Below are 18140 nucleotides of genomic sequence, written 5' to 3' on the forward strand. Positions count from 1 at the left end.
TCCCATCCCGAACCCGGAAGCTAAGCCCTCCAGCGCCGATGGTACTGCACTCGCCAGGGTGTGGGAGAGTAGGTCGCCGCCGACATTCAACGTGTTGTGGGCCCCCGCCAACAGGCGGGGGCCCACTTTTTTGTATCCTCTTGAGGTGAGTATCGCGGATGGTTCCGGCGATGACCGCCCGCGAGAAGATCGCGACAGCGGCCGCCGAACCGATGATCGGAAATCCGGCCCTCGCCGCGCACCGGCGGGCGGCAGGCAGGGCGACGAGCGTGGCGGCAGGAAGAGCGCGCCGCGCCTCGGGTCCGGGTGGGGCGGCGATCGCGGCGCGGACGGCGGCCGGGAGCGCGGCGGCCGACGGCCGTCCGGCGATCCGGAGCGGCGCGGCGGCGAGGAGCGCCGGGGCGGTGCCGACCGCGACCGCTCCGAGAAGCGGCAATGGTCGGGCCGGGACGACCGCGGGCACGGCGGTGGTCGCGGATCCGACCGCGGTCGGCAGGGCGACGGGCCGCGAGGGAACTACCGCGGCCGCGACGACCGCCCCGGCGCCGCACGCGGGCGGGACGACAGGAGCGCCGGGCGGGGCCGGGAGGACGGTCCCGGGCGCGAGCGGCGGCCCTGGGTGGACCGCGGGGCCTCGCGGGGCGGCCGGGAGGACCGGTTCGGCGGGCAGCGCCGCGAGCGCTCGGACCGCGGATCCGAGCGCGGTGGCCGCGACGAGCGGCCCGGGGGCGCCCGGCGGCCTTGGGCGGACCGGGGCGCCGGAGGGGTCGGCCGCGACGACCGTGCCGGCCGGGAGCGGCGTCCCTGGGATCGCGACGACGCGCGCGGTCGTCGGGACGAGCGCTCCGGTGGTGAGCGCCGCCCGTGGGCGGAGCGCGGGGACAGCCGAGGCGGCCGCGAGGACCGTTCCGGTGGAGACCGGCGACCGTGGGCCGACCGGGATGACACCCGCGGCCGTCGGGACGAGCGCTCCAGCGGTGAGCGTCGGTCGTCGGCGGAGCGCGGGGACAGCCGTGGCGGCCGCGAGAACCGTTCCGGTGGAGACCGGCGACCGTGGGCCGACCGGGATGACACCCGCGGCCGTCGGGACGAGCGCTCCAGCGGTGAGCGCCGGTCGTCGGCGGAGCGCGGGGACAGCCGTGGCGGCCGCGAGAACCGTTCCGGTGGAGACCGGCGACCGTGGGCCGACCGGGATGACACCCGCGGCCGTCGGGACGAGCGCTCCAGCGGTGAGCGCCGGTCGTCGGCGGAGCGCGGGGACAGCCGTGGCGGCCGGGACGACCGTTCCGGTGGAGACCGGCGGCCGTGGACGGACCCGCGAGGTGGCCGCGATGACCGTGGCGGCGACCGGCGCCGGGACGATCGCGAGGGGGCGCGGGGAAGGCCAGATCGCGGCGCGCGGCAGGGCGCACCCGAACGTGGGCGGCGCACCGCCGGCGGGCCGGACGGTCGCAGGCGCGACGACGGTGGGTTCCGGGGCGATCGGCGGCGGGACCGTCGGGAGGACGTCGGGCGCGGGGAGCGGCCCGAGGGTGCTCCCGCGCAGCCGCGTGTGCCCGAGCCGGCCCTGACCGACGACATCACGGCGTCGGGGCTCGACTCCGAGGTGCGCCGCGACCTGCGCGGCCTGCAGCGGGACACGGCGGACTCGGTCGCCCGGCACCTGGTGGCCGCGGGCAGGCTGGTGGACGAGGACCCGGGACTCGCGCTCGAGCACGCCCGCTTCGCGCGGGCGAGGGCATCCCGGATCGCCGTGGTGCGCGAGGCCGCGGGCATCGCCGCCTACCACGCCGGGGAATGGGCCGAGGCGCTCGGTGAGCTGCGCGCCGCACGGCGCATGGGGGGCGGACCGGGACACCTGGCGGTCATGGCCGACATCGAGCGTGCCCTCGGGCGGCCCGAGCGTGCCCTTGAGCTCAGCCGCGGCCCCGAGGTGCGTGAGCTGGACCGGGCGGAGGCCATCGAGCTCGCCATCGTCGCTGCGGGTGCCCGGAGGGACCTCGGCGAGCTGGACGCCGCAGTCGTCAGCCTGCAGATCCCCGAGCTCGAACCGGCCCGCCGGGAGCCGTGGAGCGCGCGCCTCTTCTACGCCTACGCCGACAACCTGCTCGCCGCCGGGCGCGAGGCGGACGCCCTGCAGTGGTTCGTGCACGCCGCGGACGCCGACGAGGGCGGCGAGACCGACGCCGATCGGCGGATCGCCGAGCTCACCGGCGAGCCGCTCCCGGACGACGACTTCGCCTTCGGGGTGGAGGACGGAGCTGCGGCCGGCCCGGACGCGGAAGGTACGAGCTCGGGCGCCGAGCCCGCAGCGGACGCCGGCGCTCCCGACGCGGGGGGCGTCGACCCGGCCGGGGCCGACCCGGAGCCCGAGCCCGCGGCGGACCCGGACGGCTCCGACGAGCAGCCCGCCCATCCGGCCGACGCCGGTTCCGCGGGCGGGGACGTCACCGCGGAGGTCGATGCCGCGAGCGGCACCGGCGACGCCGCGGTGGGTGATCCGCCGCCGTCGTCCGCCGCGGAGCACGGCGACATCGACGGCGACACCGACGAGGAGCGGGGCCCGAGGAGTCCGGGTGAGTGACGACCTGCTGAGCCGCCACGACGTGCTGCTCGCAGACCTGGACGGCACCCTGTACCGGGGCCCGTCGGCGGTGCCGGGAGCCGTGGAGGCGGTGCGCGGCGCGGCGGAGCGGGGTGTACGCACCGCGTACGTCACCAACAACGCGTCCCGCAGGCCGTCCGAGGTGGCCGAGCACCTCGCCGAGCTGGGGTTCGCGGCGCGCACCGAGGACGTCGTCGCGAGCTCCCAGGCCGCTGCCGGCCTGCTCGCGGACCAGCTCCCGGCCGGCGCCCGGGTGCTGGTCGTCGGTGCCGACGCCCTCGCCGCGGAGGTGACCGGGCGCGGGCTGCGGGTCGTCACGACGGCCGCCGAGGCCGACGCCGTCGTGCAGGGGCACAGCCCCGACACCGGGTGGCCGCAGCTCGCCGAGGCCACGGTCGCGGTACGCGCGGGTGCGCTGTGGGTCGCGTGCAACCTCGACCCGACGCTGCCCACCGAACGCGGGCCCCTGCCCGGGAACGGGGCCATGGTGGGTGTCGTGCGCGTCTCCACCGGAAAGGAGCCGCAGGTCGCGGGCAAGCCGGGCCCCGCGCTGCTGCAGGAGGCTGCTCGGCGCACCGGGGCGCGGCGGCCGCTCATGATCGGCGACCGCCTCGACACCGACATCGAGGGCGGCCGCGCCGCGGGCATGGCCACGATGCTCGTGCTCACCGGCATCTCCGATGCCGCCGAGCTGCTGGCCGCACCCGCCGAGCTGCGGCCCGACTACGTGGCGGCCGACCTGGACGGCCTCACCGCCCGCCCCGAGGACCTCGCGTTCGGCCCGCGGCCCGGCTGGGACGTCCGCGTGCCGGAGCCCGGCACGCTGGTGCTGGCCGGCGACGGCGCCCCGGTCGACGCCCTACGGGCCCTGTGCGCCGCACACTGGGCGTCCGGAGGCGGCCCGGCAGAGGTCAGCGCCGACGGGGACGACGCGGCCGCCGCGCTGCGGCACCTCCGGCTCGGCGGCTCGGCTACCGTGGCGGAGGTCGGGGAGCACGACCAGAAGCCGGGAGCGCATCGATGACCGTCCCCACCCCCGGGCCGCCACCACGCCCGGTCGACCACCTCGAGGTGGTCGACCAGGCCGTGGCCGCCCTCGACGGGCTGGCCGGGCGGCCGCTCGGCGAGCACGTCGAGGCGTACGAGCGGGTGCACGCCGCGCTGTCCGAGGCGCTCAGCGCGGGCTCCTCGGGCGGCGCGTGACCGCGGTGGTCACCCGGGCCCGTCTCGACGCCGAGCTCGTCCGCCGTGGGCTCGCCCGTTCCCGGCAGCAGGCGGCCGAGCTGATCGCGCAGGGCCGGGTCGCCGTCCGCGGCGTCCCGGCCGGGAAGCCCGCCACCGTGGTCGACCGGGACACGCCGGTCACCGTGCAGCGCACGGACGAGCGCGAGTGGGCGTCCCGGGGAGCGCACAAGCTCATCGGTGCGCTCGACGCGTTCGAGATGGACGTCACCGGCCTGCGGTGCCTGGACGCGGGGGCCTCCACCGGTGGGTTCACCGACGTGCTGCTCGACCGCGGGGCGGCCGAGGTGGTGGCCGTCGACGTCGGGTACGGGCAGCTCGTGTGGCGCCTGCGCAGCGACGAACGCGTGCGGGTGCACGACCGCACGAACGTCCGCGCGCTCGAGCCGGCGACGATCGGGGGCCCGGTGGCGCTCACCGTCGCCGACCTGTCGTTCATCTCGCTGCGCACGGTGCTGCCCGCGCTGCTGGCGTGCACCGCCGCCGACGGGGAGCTCCTGCCGATGGTCAAGCCGCAGTTCGAGGTGGGCAAGGCGCGGCTGGGCGCGGGAGGCGTGGTGCGCAGCCCCGAGCTGCGGCTCGCGGCGCTCACCGAGGTGGCCGCCGCGGCGCGGGAGCTGGGACTCGTCGTGCGCGACGCCGTCGCGAGCCCGCTGCCCGGCCCGTCGGGCAACGTGGAGTTCTTCCTGCGGCTCGCCCGCTCGGGTGCCGACGCGGGTGACGACGTGCTGGCCGGCGCGGTGGAGGCCGGCGCCGTGGGTAGGGGGAGCCCGTGACACGAGAGGTCCTCGTCGTCCTGCACTCCGGCCGGGCCACCAACCTGCGCACCGCGGCGGCGGTCGCCCAGCGCTTGGCGGCGTCCGGCGTCCGGCTGCGGGTGATCGGTGAGGAATGGGCGGAGGTGGAGTGCGACGGCCTGCCCGCGGGGCTCACCCCGCGCACCGTCGAGGGCCGTCCGGGGTGCGCCGAGGGCGCGGAGGTCGTGCTGGTGCTCGGCGGCGACGGCACGCTGCTGCGCGCCGCGGAGATGGCGCGGCCGGTCGGGGTGCCGCTGCTCGGGGTGAACCTCGGGCGGGTCGGCTTCCTCGCCGAGGCCGAGCAGGAGTCCCTGAACGACGCGCTGGACGCCGTGGTCGAGGGCGGCTACTCGGTCGAGGAACGGATGACGATCGACGCCGTCGCCCGCACCAACGGGGACGTCGTCGCGCGCAGCTGGGCGCTCAACGAGGTCACGGTCGAGAAGAGCAGCCGGGAGCGGATCCTCGAGGTGGTGCTCGAGGTGGACGCGCGGCCGGTGTCGGCCTTCGGCTGCGACGGCGTGCTGTGCGCCACGCCGACCGGTTCCACCGCGTACGCGTTCTCCGCGGGAGGGCCGCTGGTGTGGCCGCAGGTCGAGGCCATGCTGCTGGTGCCGAGCAACGCGCACGCGCTGTTCGCGCGGCCCATGGTGATCGCCCCGGACAGCGAGGTGGCGATCGAGGTCGACCCGGGCGGGCCGCCGGCCGTGCTGGAGTGCGACGGGCGCCGCACGTTCGCGTTGCCGCCCGGAGCGCGCGTGGAGCTGGCCCGTGGCGGCACCTCGGTGCGGATGGTGCGCCTCGACGGCCAGCCGTTCGCCGACCGGCTCGTCCGCAAGTTCGACCTCCCGGTGCGGGGCTGGCGCGGCGCGCCCGACGCGCACCGGGAGCGCTAGGAACCCTTGTCCGCCCGGCGCCGTACGCTCACGCCCATGCTGGCCGAGATGCGGATCCAGGGCCTCGGCGTGATCGACGACGCGACCCTCGAGCTGGACCCGGGCCTCACGGTGCTCACCGGGGAGACCGGTGCGGGCAAGACCATGGTCGTCACGGGCCTCTCGCTGCTCGGCGGCGGCCGGGCCGAGGCGTCCCGGGTGGCCGGTGGCGCCCGCCGCGCGGTCGTCGAGGGCAGGTTCAGCGCCGACGCCGCGGCCCTCGCCGTCGCCGACGAGGTGGGCGCCGACGCCGACGAGGACGGCACCCTCATCGCCGTCCGCACCGTGTCGGCCGACGGGCGGTCGCGGGCCCACCTCGGGGGGCGGTCGGTGCCCGTCGGGGTGCTGTCCCGGCTCGCCGAGGCCACGCTCGCCGTGCACGGGCAGAACGACCAGCTGCGCCTGCTGCGCCCGGCCGAGCAGCGCGCGCTGCTGGACCGGTTCGCCGGCGACGCCGTCGCCGGGCCGCTGGAGCGCTACCGGGCCGTGCGGGCGGAGTGGCAGCGGGTGGCCGCCGAGCTGCTGGAGCGCCGCGACGGCGCCCGGCGGCTCGCGCAGGAGGCCGACATGCTGCGTCACGGCCTCACCGAGATCGAGGCGGTGGACCCGCAGCCGGCCGAGGACACCGAGCTGGTCGACCTCGCGCGTCGGCTGGCCGCCGCCGACGACCTGCGCGAGGCCGCCGCGGCGGCGCAGGCGGCGCTCGTGGGGGCCGACGAGCCCGACCCGGACGCGCCCGCCGCGCTCGCGCTCATCGGCGACGCACGGCACCGGCTCGCCGCGGCGGGCGACCCCGAGCTCTCCGCGCTGGACGCGCGGCTCGGCGAGGCGCTCGCGCTGCTCGGGGACGTCGGCACCGAGCTCACCGCCTACCTCGACCGGCTCGACGCCGACCCGGAGCGGCTCGCCCAGGTGCTCGCCCGGCAGGCCGAGCTGAAGGCGCTCACGCGCAAGTACGCCGCAGACATCGACGGCGTGCTCGCGTGGGCCGACGCCGCGCGGGAGCGACTGGCCGGCCTCGACACCTCCGACGAGGCCCTCTCGGCCCTGGCCGCCCGCCGCGACGAGCTCGCCGCGGAGCTGGCAGGCCACGCGCAGGCGGTCACCGCGGCGCGCACCGAGGCGTCGACGCGCCTCGCCGCCGGGGCCACCGCCGAGCTGGCCGGGCTCGCGATGCGCGACGCGCGCCTGCAGGTGACGGTCACGCCGCGCGAGGCGGGCCGCGACGCCCCCGACGCGCTGCCGGTCGGCGGCGCGCTGCTGGCGGCGGGCACCGACGGCGTCGACGAGGTCGAGCTGCGCCTGGTGGCCCACGCCGGCGCCGCGCCGCAGCCGCTGCACAAGGGCGCCTCCGGCGGCGAGCTGTCGCGCGTGATGCTCGCCCTCGAGGTGGCGCTCGCCGGGGCCGACCCGGTGCCCACGATGGTGTTCGACGAGGTCGACGCCGGGGTCGGCGGCCGCGCCGCCGTCGAGATCGGCAGGCGGCTCGCCCGGCTGGCCGCCCGCCACCAGGTGATCGTGGTGACCCACCTGCCGCAGGTCGCCGCCTACGCCGACCGGCACCTGGTGGTGGACAAGTCCAACGACGGGCAGAACGGCGCCACGCGCAGCAGCGTGCGCACGTTGCCCGAGTCGGACCGCATCGTCGAGCTCGCCAGGATGCTGGCCGGCCTCGACCACACCGACACCGGACGCGCCCACGCCGAGGAGCTCCTCGCCGCCGCCCGAGCCCACCGGGAGGCCGACCGCGCACCCGGCGCGGCCCCCCGGCGGAAGGGCCGGAAGGCGCCGGCTGCGGCCGGCTGACGCCACGCCCGGCGGCCACACACCAACTGTGGCGCTCGCACACCGACTGCAGTTGGTGTGCGAGCGCGGATGTCGGTGTGCGAGCGCCCGGCCGGCCAGGTGAACCCACCGTCACCGTCCGGCGTGCCTTCCCGGCATCCCGCGTCTCGGGTGTCACAGTGCGTGCATGAAGCTGTCCGGCCTGTTGCACCGCTCGCGTACGGCGCTGCCCGGGCTGGCTGGCGTTGCCCGGGTCGACCGGCGCACCGACGGCCTGCTCCGCCGCGTCAAGGCGGGCGAGATCGCGGTCATCGATCACGTCGACCTGGACCGAGCCACCGCCGAGGCACTCGTCTCGGCGCAGGTGGCGGCCGTCGTCAACGCGGCGCCGTCCATCTCCGGCCGGTACCCGAACCTGGGACCCGAGGTGCTCGTCGCCGCCGGCATCCTGCTGGTGGACGACGTCGGTGACGAGGCCCTCCGGGTGATCAAGGACGGGAGCCGGATCCGGATCCACGAGGGCGTGATCTACGCCGGTGAGCTGGAGCTGGCCAAGGGGGTCGAGCAGGACGCCGACTCGGTGGCCGACGCGATGGTCGAGGCGAAGTCGGGCCTCACCCACCAGCTCGAGGCGTTCGCCGCCAACACCATCGAGTTCATGCGCCGGGAACGGTCGATGCTGCTCGACGGCGCGGGCGTGCCCGAGGTGGAGGTGCGGCTCGCCGACCGCCAGGTGCTGGTGGTCGGCACGGGCTACGACCACGACGCCGAGCTGAAGCGGCTCGCCCACTACATCAGCGAGTACCGGCCGGTGCTGGTCGGCGTGGGGGCGGGCGCCGACGCGCTGATGAAGGCGGGGCACACGCCGCAGCTCATCGTCGGCGACCCGAGCGAGATCTCCAGCGAGGCGCTCACCTGCGGCGCCGACGTCGTGGTACCGGCCTTCGCCGACGGGCACGCCCCGGGCCTGCACCGGGTGCAGGACCTCGGCGTGGGCGCCGTGACGTTCCCGAGCTCGGCCAACCCGGAGGACCTGGCGCTGCTCATCGCCGCGCACGGCGGGGCGTCGCTCGTGGTCACGGTGGGCCTCTCGGCGAGCATGGTGGAGTTCCTCGACCGCGGTCGGTCGGGCAGCAGCGCCTCGACCTTCCTCACCCGGCTGCAGCTGGGAGGGCTGCTTGTGGACGGGCGGGTGATCGCCTCGCTGTACCGCAGCCGGATCTCGATCGGCGCGATCGTGCTGATGGCGGCGTCCGCGCTGGTGGCGGTGGTGGCCGCGCTGCTCGTGTCGGACGCGGGCGAGGCCGTGCTGGCGTGGATCTCCCAGGTGTGGGTGGGGCTCGTGCAGCAGATCAGGGATGTAACCGGGGGATTCTTCGCGTGATCTCGTTCCGCTACCACGTCGTGTCGATCGCCGCGGTGTTCCTGGCACTCGCCGTCGGCGTCGTGCTCGGGTCGGCCGGTGTGTCGGACCGGCTGCTGTCGGCCGTCTCCGACCAGGCCGACGACCTCGCGGGCCAGGTGCAGACGCTGCGCGCGGAGCGGGACGACCTCGCCGCGGGCCAGCGCGCGTCCGACGAGTTCGCGCGCCGCGTCGGGCCCGCCGCCGTGCGCGGGCTGCTCCAGGGCAGCAGCGTCACGCTGGTGACCACGGGCGCCGACCCCGCCGACCGGGACGCCGTGGTGGCGCTCCTGCAGCAGGCAGGCGCCACCGTGGGCGGCGAGGTGGCGCTCACCCCCGCCGTCGGCGACCCGGCGCGCGGTGACCAGCTGCGCGAGCTCACCGCGCAGCTGCTGCCCACCGGCGCCCAGCTGCCCGCGGCGACCGACACCGGCAGCCTCGTCGGTGGCCTGCTCAGCGGCGTCGTGCTCGCCCCGACCGGGCAGCAGCCCGGCCAGCCGATCACGGCCCAGCAGGCCGACGCGGTGCTCGCCGGGCTCGCGGCAGCCGGGTTCGTCGCGCCGGGGACGCGGCCGCAGCCCGGGAACGTCGTGCTCGTGCTCACGGGTGGGGCCCTGCAGGGCCTCGACGCCGGTGACGCCGCCGCCGTCGTCGCCCGGCTGGCCGCCCAGCTCGACCACGCGGGTGGCGGGACCGTGCTGGCCGGCCGCACCGGCTCCGCGGACGCCACGGGGGCCGTGGGCGTGGCACGCGCCGACCCGGGCGTCGTGCAGCGCGTGTCCACCGTGGACGACGTGCAGACCGGTGCCGGACAGGTGTCGGCGGTGCTGGCGCTGCGGGAGCAGCTCGACGGGCGCTCCGGCAGCTACGGAACGTCCGCGACCGCGACCGGGGGTGCCGCGCCGGCCGCCTGATCGGGTGCGGCGGGGCACGACACGCGGGGGAGTTGGCCGACGGACCTGGCTCGTATGTACCCTGAAGACCCGTGCAGCCTCGCGCGACGCGTCATCTGTTCGTCACCGGCGGGGTAGCGTCCTCGCTGGGCAAGGGTCTGACGGCCTCGAGCCTCGGCCAACTCCTCACCGCCCGCGGCCTGCGGGTCATCATGCAGAAGCTGGATCCGTACCTGAACGTGGATCCGGGCACGATGAACCCCTTCCAGCACGGCGAGGTGTTCGTCACCGAGGACGGGGCCGAGACCGACCTCGACATCGGACACTACGAGCGGTTCCTCGACCGGAACCTGCACGGCCGCGCCAACGTCACCACCGGCCAGGTGTACTCCTCGGTGATCGCGAAGGAGCGGCGCGGCGAGTACCTCGGCGACACGGTCCAGGTCATCCCGCACATCACGAACGAGATCAAGGACCGGATCCGCGCGATGGCGGAGCCGGACGACGACGGGATCGTCCCGGACGTCGTGATCACCGAGGTCGGCGGCACGGTGGGCGACATCGAGTCGCTGCCGTTCCTGGAGGCTGTGCGCCAGGTCCGCCACGACGTGGGCCGCGACAACTGCTTCTTCCTGCACGTCTCGCTGGTGCCCTACCTCGCCCCGTCCGGCGAGCTGAAGACGAAACCGACGCAGCACTCGGTCGCCGCGCTGCGCAACATCGGCATCCAGCCCGACGCGCTCGTGCTGCGCGCCGACCGGGAGATCCCCGACGGCCTCAAGCGCAAGATCAGCCTGATGTGCGACGTCGACACCGACGGCGTCGTCGCCGCCCCGGACGCCCCGTCGATCTACGACATCCCCCGCGTGCTGCACCGCGAGGGCCTCGACGCGTACGTGGTGCGCCGGCTGGGACTGCCGTTCCGCGACGTCGACTGGACGGTGTGGGGCGACCTGCTCGACCGCGTGCACCACCCGGACGAGACGGTGCGGATCGCGCTCGTCGGCAAGTACGTCGACCTGCCCGACGCCTACCTGTCGGTCACCGAGGCGCTGCGGGCGGGCGGGTTCGCCCACCGCGCGCGGGTGGAGATCGTGTGGGTGCAGTCGGACGAGTGCCGCACCCCCGCCGGCGCCGCCGCGCACCTGGAGGGGATGGACGGCGTGCTGATCCCCGGCGGCTTCGGTGTGCGCGGGATCGAGGGCAAGCTCGGCGCGATCCGCCACGCGCGCACGCGCGGCATCCCGACGTTGGGGCTCTGCCTGGGCCTGCAGTGCATGGTGATCGAGGCGGCCCGGTCGCTCGGGGGCCTCGCCGACGCCAACTCCTCCGAGTTCGACGAGCGCACCCCGCACCCGGTGATCTCCACGATGGCCGACCAGCGCGACGTCGTGGCCGGCGAGCGCGACATGGGCGGCACGATGCGCCTGGGCGCGTACCCGGCCGTGCTGAAGAAGGGGTCGGTGGTGGCGGGCGCCTACGGCGCGCGCGAGGTGTCGGAGCGGCACCGGCACCGCTACGAGGTGAACAACTCCTACCGGGAGCGCCTGGAAGGGGTCGGGCTCGTGTTCGGCGGCACGTCCCCGGACGGCAAGCTGGTCGAGTTCATCGAGCTGCCCACCGACGCGCACCCGTTCTTCGTCGGGACGCAGGCGCACCCGGAGCTCAAGAGCCGCCCCACCCGTCCGCACCCGCTGTTCGCCGCGTTCGTCAAGGCCGCGCTGGCCTACCGCGCAGCCGACCGGCTGCCGGTGGAGCTGCCCGCCCGCGAGCCGGCCACCGCCGGGGCGAAGGCGGGCGTGAACGGGGCGGCGTCGTGACCGCTCCCCGGCACGAGTTCGCGATCCGCTCGTCGAAGGACGTCTACGTCGGCAAGGTCATGGCCCTGCGGGCCGACGAGGTGGTCATGCCCGGGGGCGGGGTGGCCGTGCGCGAGATCGTCGAGCACCCGGGGGCGGTCGCCGTCGCCGCTTTGGACGCCGACGACCGGCTCATGATGATCCACCAGTACCGGCACGCCCTGCGCAGGCGGCTGTGGGAGCTCCCGGCCGGGCTGCTCGACGTGCGGGGCGAGGACCCACTGGTCACCGCGCAGCGCGAGCTGACCGAGGAGACCGGCCTGGCGGCGAGCGAGTGGTCCTCCCTGGTCGACCTGGCGCCCTCGCCGGGCTTCACGGAGGAGGCCGTGCGGGTGTACCTGGCCCGCGGGCTCACCGAGGTGGGGCGCCCCCCGGTGGAGGGCGACGAGGAGGCCGACCTCACCACCCGATGGGTGTCGCTGCCCGTCGCGGTGCGGATGGTGCTCTCGGGCACGATCGTCAACAGCACCACGGTGGCGGGGGTGCTCGCGGCGCACGCCCTCGCGATCGCCCCGACGGCGGCCCGCCCGGCGGACGCACCGTGGCCGGACCGGCCCACGCGGTTCGCCGACCGGATCGCCGATCAGGCGCGCTGACCCCGCAGCCAGGTCAGCACCCGCTCCGCGTGCTCGTCCGGCGGGAACACCGGGTAGAACGCGTGCTCGACCGCGCCGTCGCGGATCACCAGCGTCAGCCGCTTGTAGAGCGTGCGGCCGCCGGCCTCGAAGGTGGGCAGGCCGACCGCCCGGGCCAGGTCGTGCGCGGGGTCGGAGAGCATCTGGAACGGCAGGTGGAGCCGCTCGACGGCCTCGCGCTGGTAGTCGGTGTCCTGGCTCGACAGGCCGTACACCTCGTCCGCGCCCGCGGCACGCAGGTCCTGGTAGTGGTCGCGGAAGCCGCAGGCCTCGGGGGTGCAGCCGCGTGCCCCCGGGATCGCGTCCCAGCCGTCGGGCGGGTCGGTGCCCGGTCGGGCGGTGAGCGGGTAGACGTAGATCACCGTGCGGCCGGCGCCGAGCGCGTCGAGGCGGACGGTTCCGCCGCCGGTGGCCCGCAGCTCCAGGCCCGGCATCCTCGTGCCGGGCAGGTGGGCGGCCGCGCCGTCGTCCTCGGGGACGGGCAGGTCGGGAGGCAGGGTCCGGTACTCGTTCATCGCGTTCTCTCCTTCGGGGGCCGGGACGCAGCTGCCGCGGTGAGCCCCTCGATCCGGTGCGTGAGCTCGTCGATCGGGTCGCGGGTACCCGGCGACCGATGCGGGGCAGTCGTCGGCGCGTCGGTGGCCGGCCGTCGGCACTCCGGGAACGCCGCTGCTCCTGCCAGGTCCCGCCAGGATCTTGCCATGTCGTGGAGGTCGTGAACCGCGCTCCGGACCGGGCCGTGTCGGGAGGAGCGAGAAGCACGTGCAATCACCACGCATAGCTCGGGGGAGCAGCGATGCACGACTACACGGCACACGACGATCCGATGGAGACGCGCCGGTCCGCCGGCGCTCGCCGCCTCTTCACGGTCCTGGTCCTGACGGTTGTGGGTGTGACCGGTGCGGCGAGCACGGCGGCGGCGGGAGAGCCGACAGCGCCCGCGTCACCGGCCATGGTCACCAAGCCCCTGCCGGACAACGACGATCAGAAGGGCGACGACGAGCCGTGCGGCCAGAAGGTCGAGACCACGGGGGGCGAGGCGCTGGTCTGCCCGGACTGGTCACCGAACGGCAGCATCGAGGTGTTCGAGAGCCGGGACCCGGGCTCCAAGGTGATCGGCCACATCGACCCGGCGGGTGACGACTTCTACTTCTGCCAGACGAGGGGGAAGACCCACCGGCTGGGCGAGTTCGTGAACGACTGGTGGGCCCTCACCGATGCCGATGGCGCGGCGGGGAGTGGCTGGGTTCCGGAGACCTATTTCAAGGGCGGCGGGCCCAACGAGAAGGACCGGGTGCTGCAGGACTGCCCGACGCCACCACGCCGCTGACCGACCGACCACAACCCGGCCTCGTCCTGCGCGGGATGTCCCCGGGTGCTCAAGGACGCAGCGGACGCCCCTCCGGGTCGGTGGGGTCGCCGGCGAGCAGCACGATCCCGTCGATGAACGACCAGACCACCCCGACCCCGAAGGCGACCAGTACCAGCTGTGCGATCGCGATGCCGGTGTGCCCGGTGTAGAAGCGCCCGGTGCCGAACGGGAGGAACAGCTGCAGCAGGGCCGCGATCACCTTGATGCGGTCGGAGTACGGGCGGCCCGTCACCGGGTCGCGGCCGTAGGGCGCGTCGGGGTCGTGCCCCGCGGGCACGGCGACGGTGGCCGCCGGCGCCCGGAGCGCGACCGTGGGCTGCTCGCGGGGCAGGTCGGCGAAGATCGGCTCCAGGTCCTCGGCGGTGCGCGCGGCGTACGCGGCGGAGGTGCGCTCCTCGTACTCGGCGGCGTCGAGCCGGCCCGCGGCGTAGTGCTCGCCGAGCTCGCGCACAGCCGCCTCGCGCTCGGCGTGGCCGATGCGGAGCAGGGGCTGCATGCTCACGGTGTCGACGGTACCGCTGTCAGCCCGCGTCGGCCGGTCGCTCGCACACCAATTGTGGCGCCGGCACACCAACTGCAGTTCGTGTGCCGGCGCCACGGTTGGTGTGCGGCGGGGCTTCAGCTGTGGAACAGGACGCTGCGGCACGCCAGGTGCAGGGCCAGCCGCTCGTCGGGGTCGGTGAGCTCCACGCCGAGCAGCTCCTGGGCCTTGGCCATGCGGGTCGCGACGGTGTTGCGGTGCACCCCGAGCACGGCGGCGGTCTCGGTGAGGGAGGACTCCGCGTCGAGGTACGCGGTGAGGGTGGCGAGCAGGTCGCCGGGCTGGTCGCGCAGCGGTTCGAGCAGTGAGCGGGCGGCGAGGAGGAACGTGTCGGTGCGGGTCCAGGCGAGCAGGAGCTGGCCGAGGCCGAGCCGGTCGACGTGCACGAAGTAGCCGCCGGCCGAGCGGGTGGCGGCCAGCCGGGCCGCGTCGCCCGCCTCGCCGAGCGTGCGGGCGAGACCGGTGGCCTCGCGGTAGAGCCGCCCGACGCCCATCGCGCTGGGCAGGGTGGAGCGCAGCAGCCACTGCGCCCGGCGGGCCGCGGCGGCGTGGCGGTGCAGCTCGGTGGCCGACGGCTCCTCGCCGAAGGTCGTCCAGGCACCCCACCCGCGGCCCTGCTCGACCACCAGCGCGTGCAGGTGCGCCGCCTCGAACGCGCGCAGTACCTCGGGGCGCACGGTCACCGGGTCGACGCTGTCCGGGACGTCGATGCGGATGCCCACGTGCCAGCCGTCCAGCTGCCAGCCCGCGTCGAGGGCGCGGCGGCGGACGCCGGGCTCCGGCTCGGCCCCGGCCTGCACGAGCTCGGCCAGCAGCGACATGCGCAGCCGGGCGTCCCGCTCGACGGCCAGCCGGTTCTCGGCCAGCCGCTGCCCGACGGCGCCGGCCGCCACCCCGAGCGCGGCGCGCACGGCGGCCAGCTCGGCGGGGATGCCCGGCGGCACCGCGGCCGCGAGCACCGTGGGCCGGCGGCCCGCTCCCACCGCGCGGGTGAGCAATGCGCTCGGGTCCGACGGGCCGGGATCGGGGCCGGCCAGCCGGTCACCTGCGCCGTCGAGCAGCCAGATCGGCCGGCGCCACGCCGCGGCCAGCGCCGCCACCAGCTCGTCGACGCCGCCGCCGGTGGCCGAGCACACCGCCGCCGTCGTCGCGACCAGCTGGGCCACGACCTGGTCGGACTCCCGCAGGAGGCGGGTGGCGGCCATCGCGGCGGCGAGCGGGTCGCGGGCGCCCAGCACGGTGAGCCCCACCCGCTCCGCGAGCAGCCGGCTCGCCACCCGCAGCGGCTCCGCACCCGGCAGGAGCACCGCGGCGGCCTCCGCCGCGGCGGCCCGCCGCAGCAGCGCGTCCAGGTGCCAGTCCTCGCGGTCGCCGGACAGCGCGACGGCCAGCAGCGCTCCGCGGGCCGACGTGACGTCCGCCCGCAGGTCGGCGACGGTGACCACGTCCCGGACGGGCACCCCGCCCGGCTCGCCGACGGGCGTGGCCAGCACGGTGACGGCGGCCCAGTCGGGGTGGTGCAGCAGCGCCCGCAGGGCGAGCGGGGCGTCGGTCACGAGGGGCTCCCGGCCGGGAGGAGAACGGCGTCGCAGCCGAGTCCGAAGGCATGCGGGTCGACGTGCCGCAGCCGCTCCGGCGTGGCGCGCCACCACGGCGGGCCCGGGAGCGCCACCGTGAGGACGTCGTCGCCGAGGCGCAGCGCGTCCACCGCGATCGGGGCGGCGGTGCGCCGGTCGAGCAGGCACAGCAGGTCGGGGCAGCTGGCGACCGGCTCGCCGTCGAGGATCGCGAGCAGGTACTCGTTCTCGGCCTCGACGCGCAGGACGCCACCGGCCTCGGCGACGATCGTGACGCCCGCGCGGCCGAAGGACCGCGAGGGATGCCGGGCGATCTCCACGGTGCGGCCCGCGGCGAGCACCCGGCCGCCGAGGGCGTCGGCCACCTCCGCCTGGCTTGGGCGGACGAGCCCGGCGTGCGCGCGCCCCAGCCGCAACGCCCTCGCCAGGGTGCCGGTGCAGGCGTCGGTGCCGACGAGCCGGGCCGGCACCGGCGCGAGCGCCCCACCCGCCCAGCCGCCGCCCTGCGCCACCACCGTGCGGGCCACCCGCTCCAGCGCGACCGGGTCGGCGTCGTCGACGAGCACGACCTGGCCGTTCGCCTCGGCGAGCGCGTACGGGGTGAGCGTGCCGCCCGCGACGGCGCGGGTGAGCTGGTCGAGCCGGGGTAGGGCACGGCCCATGAGGTCCGCATCCACCAGGGGGAGCCCGAGCTCGCCCGCTGCGGCCACGGCGAGGGTGCCGTTCAACCCGGCCGCCTCGTACGGCATCAGCGCGGCCGGAGCGACCCCGGTCCAGCGGGCCAGTGCGCGCACCGCCCGCGTGATCTCCTGCCCGCTCGGCAGCTTCTCGGCGAACACGCGGGTGGCACCGAGCATCCCGACCGCGACGACCGGCGCGTCGCCCAGGTCGGCCGGGTCGTGCAGCTCCACCCCGCCGTCGGTGAGCACCCGGCGCAGCACCTGGCGGAACGGCAGCGGATCGCCGCCACCGCCGGAGCCGAGCAGCTGCAGCCCGACGACGAGCGGGTCGACGTCGGTGACCCCGAGCCGGACTCCCGTCATCCGGGAATGGTCCCAGACGTGCGGGCGGTGGACGCGCCCCAGCGCGGACGGCGAGGACGAACCAGGCCGCCGCAGCTGGCCGGCACAGCAACCCTGATCGATACTCACCAACCATGAGCGGAACGGCGACCGATGCCCGCTGAACCGGCCTGGGTGCACCACGCGATCTGGTGGCAGGTCTACCCGCTCGGCTTCGTCGGCGCCCATCCGGGCACCGCGGCGACGCCCGGTGAGCACCGCCTCCGCCGGATCGTGGCGTGGCTGGACCACGCCGTCGAGCTCGGCGCATCGGGTATCGCGCTGGGACCGATCTTCGCGTCGTCCAGCCACGGCTACGACACCGTCGACCACTTCCGGATCGACCCACGACTCGGCGACGACGCCGACTTCGACCTGCTCGTCGCCGAGGCCCACGGCCGCGGCCTCCGGGTGCAGCTCGACGGCGTGTTCAACCACGTCGGCCGCGAGCACCCCCGCGCGCAGGCCGCCATCGCGGCCGGTCCCGGCAGCCCGGGCGCGAGCTGGCTGGCCACCGAACACGGCCCGGAGGGCCTGCGCTTCGCGACCTTCGAAGGACACGACGCCCTGCTCGCGCTGAACCAGGCCGATCCCGGCGTCGAGGACCTCGTCGTCCGGGTCATGGTGCACTGGCTCGACCGGGGCGCGGACGCGTGGCGACTCGACGCCGCCTACGCCGTCCCACCGGAGTTCTGGGCCCGCGTCCTTCCCCGCGTGCGTGCCCGGCATCCCGACGCCTGGTACGTCGCCGAGGTCATCCACGGCGACTACCAGGCCTTCGTCGAACACGCAGGCGTGGACAGCGTCACCCAGTACGAGCTGTGGAAGGCGATCTGGTCGAGCATCAACGACCGCAACTTCTTCGAGCTCGACTGGGCGCTCAGCCGGCACGGCCGGATGCTCGAGTCCTTCGTGCCGGCCACCTTCGTCGGCAACCACGACGTCACCCGCATCGCCACACGCATCACCGACCCCCGGCACCTGGCCCACGCGCTCGTTCTCCTCGCCACCCTCGGCGGCACCCCGACGATCTACGCAGGCGACGAGTACGGCATGCACGGCGTCAAGGAGGACCGTTCCGGTGGCGACGACGCCATCCGCACCGAGTTCGCCGCCACCGGCCCCGCCGGCGCGCCGGACGGCGGTGGCGATGCCGCCATCTACCGGCTCCACCAGCGGCTCATCGGGCTCCGCCGCCGCCACGCCTGGCTCCACCTGGCCACCACGGCACCGGTCGAGCTGCGCAACGAGCAGTACGTCTACGAGGCCGTCGGCGACGGGCACCGCCTCCTCGTGGCGCTCAACCTCGGCGACCACCCGTTCGCGCCCGCCGGCACCGACGGGCAGCCACTGGCGGCGGACGACGACACGTCGAGCTACGGGAACGGCAGCGTGGCCCCGCACGGGTGGGCGATCTGGAACGGCGGGGCGTGAGC

At 76.0% G+C, this 18140-nt stretch carries 17 protein-coding genes and 1 rRNA gene; 14 read left to right on the forward strand and 4 right to left on the reverse strand.

The genetic code is table 11. From position 1 onward, the window contains the following. The 12 genes from rrf to ABEA81_RS19685 form a co-directional block, all read left to right on the forward strand. A 5S ribosomal RNA gene (rrf, locus tag ABEA81_RS19630) occupies positions 1–85 on the forward strand; the annotation flags it as partial. Positions 86–1331: 1246 nt separating this feature from the next. After that, complete coding sequence (locus ABEA81_RS19635) at positions 1332–1571, forward strand: hypothetical protein (RefSeq protein ID WP_345606663.1); 240 nt, start codon at positions 1332–1334, stop codon at positions 1569–1571. Further along, positions 1553–2584: a tetratricopeptide repeat protein gene (locus ABEA81_RS19640; protein ID WP_345606664.1), complete on the forward strand. Its 1032-nt coding sequence runs from the start codon at positions 1553–1555 to the stop codon at positions 2582–2584. Before ABEA81_RS19635 ends, ABEA81_RS19640 begins: the two co-directional genes overlap by 19 nt. Then, positions 2577–3629 carry an HAD-IIA family hydrolase gene (locus tag ABEA81_RS19645; protein WP_345606665.1) on the forward strand — a complete coding sequence of 351 codons (1053 nt, stop codon included), beginning with the start codon at positions 2577–2579 and terminating at the stop codon, positions 3627–3629. The genes ABEA81_RS19640 and ABEA81_RS19645 overlap by 8 nt, the downstream gene beginning before the upstream one ends. Continuing rightward, complete coding sequence (locus ABEA81_RS19650; protein WP_345606666.1) at positions 3626–3808, forward strand: hypothetical protein; 183 nt, start codon at positions 3626–3628, stop codon at positions 3806–3808. Before ABEA81_RS19645 ends, ABEA81_RS19650 begins: the two co-directional genes overlap by 4 nt. Positions 3809–3813: 5 nt before the next feature. Further along, a complete protein-coding gene (locus tag ABEA81_RS19655) occupies positions 3814–4623 on the forward strand; it encodes a TlyA family RNA methyltransferase (protein WP_345606826.1) in 810 nt (269 codons plus the stop codon). Next, positions 4620–5540, forward strand: a complete 921-nt coding sequence (locus ABEA81_RS19660) for an NAD kinase (RefSeq protein ID WP_345606667.1) — start codon at positions 4620–4622, stop codon at positions 5538–5540. Before ABEA81_RS19655 ends, ABEA81_RS19660 begins: the two co-directional genes overlap by 4 nt. A 36-nt stretch (positions 5541–5576) precedes the next feature. Continuing rightward, complete coding sequence (recN, locus tag ABEA81_RS19665; RefSeq protein ID WP_345606668.1) at positions 5577–7385, forward strand: DNA repair protein RecN; 1809 nt, start codon at positions 5577–5579, stop codon at positions 7383–7385. Positions 7386–7551: 166 nt separating this feature from the next. Next, the gene (gene steA / locus ABEA81_RS19670; protein WP_345606669.1) at positions 7552–8748 is read left to right on the forward strand and encodes a putative cytokinetic ring protein SteA; all 1197 of its coding nucleotides are present in this window, start codon (positions 7552–7554) and stop codon (positions 8746–8748) included. Then, the gene (locus ABEA81_RS19675) at positions 8745–9680 is read left to right on the forward strand and encodes a copper transporter (RefSeq protein ID WP_345606670.1); all 936 of its coding nucleotides are present in this window, start codon (positions 8745–8747) and stop codon (positions 9678–9680) included. The genes steA and ABEA81_RS19675 overlap by 4 nt, the downstream gene beginning before the upstream one ends. Positions 9681–9751: 71 nt before the next feature. Continuing rightward, positions 9752–11479: a CTP synthase gene (locus ABEA81_RS19680; protein ID WP_345606671.1), complete on the forward strand. Its 1728-nt coding sequence runs from the start codon at positions 9752–9754 to the stop codon at positions 11477–11479. After that, entirely contained in the window at positions 11476–12114 is a 639-nt protein-coding gene (locus ABEA81_RS19685) for an NUDIX hydrolase (protein ID WP_345606672.1), read from the forward strand. The genes ABEA81_RS19680 and ABEA81_RS19685 overlap by 4 nt, the downstream gene beginning before the upstream one ends. Here the strand turns inward: ABEA81_RS19685 and ABEA81_RS19690 are convergent. Further along, entirely contained in the window at positions 12102–12668 is a 567-nt protein-coding gene (locus ABEA81_RS19690) for a peroxiredoxin (RefSeq protein WP_345606673.1), read from the reverse strand. The genes ABEA81_RS19685 and ABEA81_RS19690 overlap by 13 nt on opposite strands. A gap of 281 nt (positions 12669–12949) precedes the next feature. Between ABEA81_RS19690 and ABEA81_RS19695 the strand changes: the two genes are divergently transcribed. Continuing rightward, on the forward strand, positions 12950–13483 hold the full coding sequence (locus ABEA81_RS19695) for a hypothetical protein (protein ID WP_345606674.1): 534 nt from the start codon (positions 12950–12952) through the stop codon (positions 13481–13483). Between the two features lie 49 nt (positions 13484–13532). On the opposite strand, the gene ABEA81_RS19700 is transcribed toward ABEA81_RS19695, so the two are convergent. The 3 genes from ABEA81_RS19700 to ABEA81_RS19710 all read right to left on the reverse strand — a co-directional run bounded on the left by ABEA81_RS19700 (position 13533) and on the right by ABEA81_RS19710 (position 16686). Continuing rightward, the gene (locus tag ABEA81_RS19700; RefSeq protein WP_345606827.1) at positions 13533–14021 is read right to left on the reverse strand and encodes a DUF1707 domain-containing protein; all 489 of its coding nucleotides are present in this window, start codon (positions 14019–14021) and stop codon (positions 13533–13535) included. Between the two features lie 122 nt (positions 14022–14143). After that, positions 14144–15622, reverse strand: coding sequence for a helix-turn-helix domain-containing protein (locus ABEA81_RS19705; protein WP_345606675.1), 1479 nt, complete (start codon positions 15620–15622; stop codon positions 14144–14146). Further along, positions 15619–16686, reverse strand: coding sequence for a DUF917 domain-containing protein (locus ABEA81_RS19710; RefSeq protein ID WP_345606676.1), 1068 nt, complete (start codon positions 16684–16686; stop codon positions 15619–15621). The genes ABEA81_RS19705 and ABEA81_RS19710 overlap by 4 nt, the downstream gene beginning before the upstream one ends. Positions 16687–16818: 132 nt before the next feature. Between ABEA81_RS19710 and ABEA81_RS19715 the strand changes: the two genes are divergently transcribed. Then, entirely contained in the window at positions 16819–18138 is a 1320-nt protein-coding gene (locus tag ABEA81_RS19715; protein WP_345606677.1) for an alpha-amylase family glycosyl hydrolase, read from the forward strand. Positions 18139–18140 lie beyond the last annotated feature (2 nt).

Source organism: Pseudonocardia adelaidensis, assembly GCF_039543345.1.
Lineage (GTDB): Bacteria > Actinomycetota > Actinomycetes > Mycobacteriales > Pseudonocardiaceae > Pseudonocardia > Pseudonocardia adelaidensis.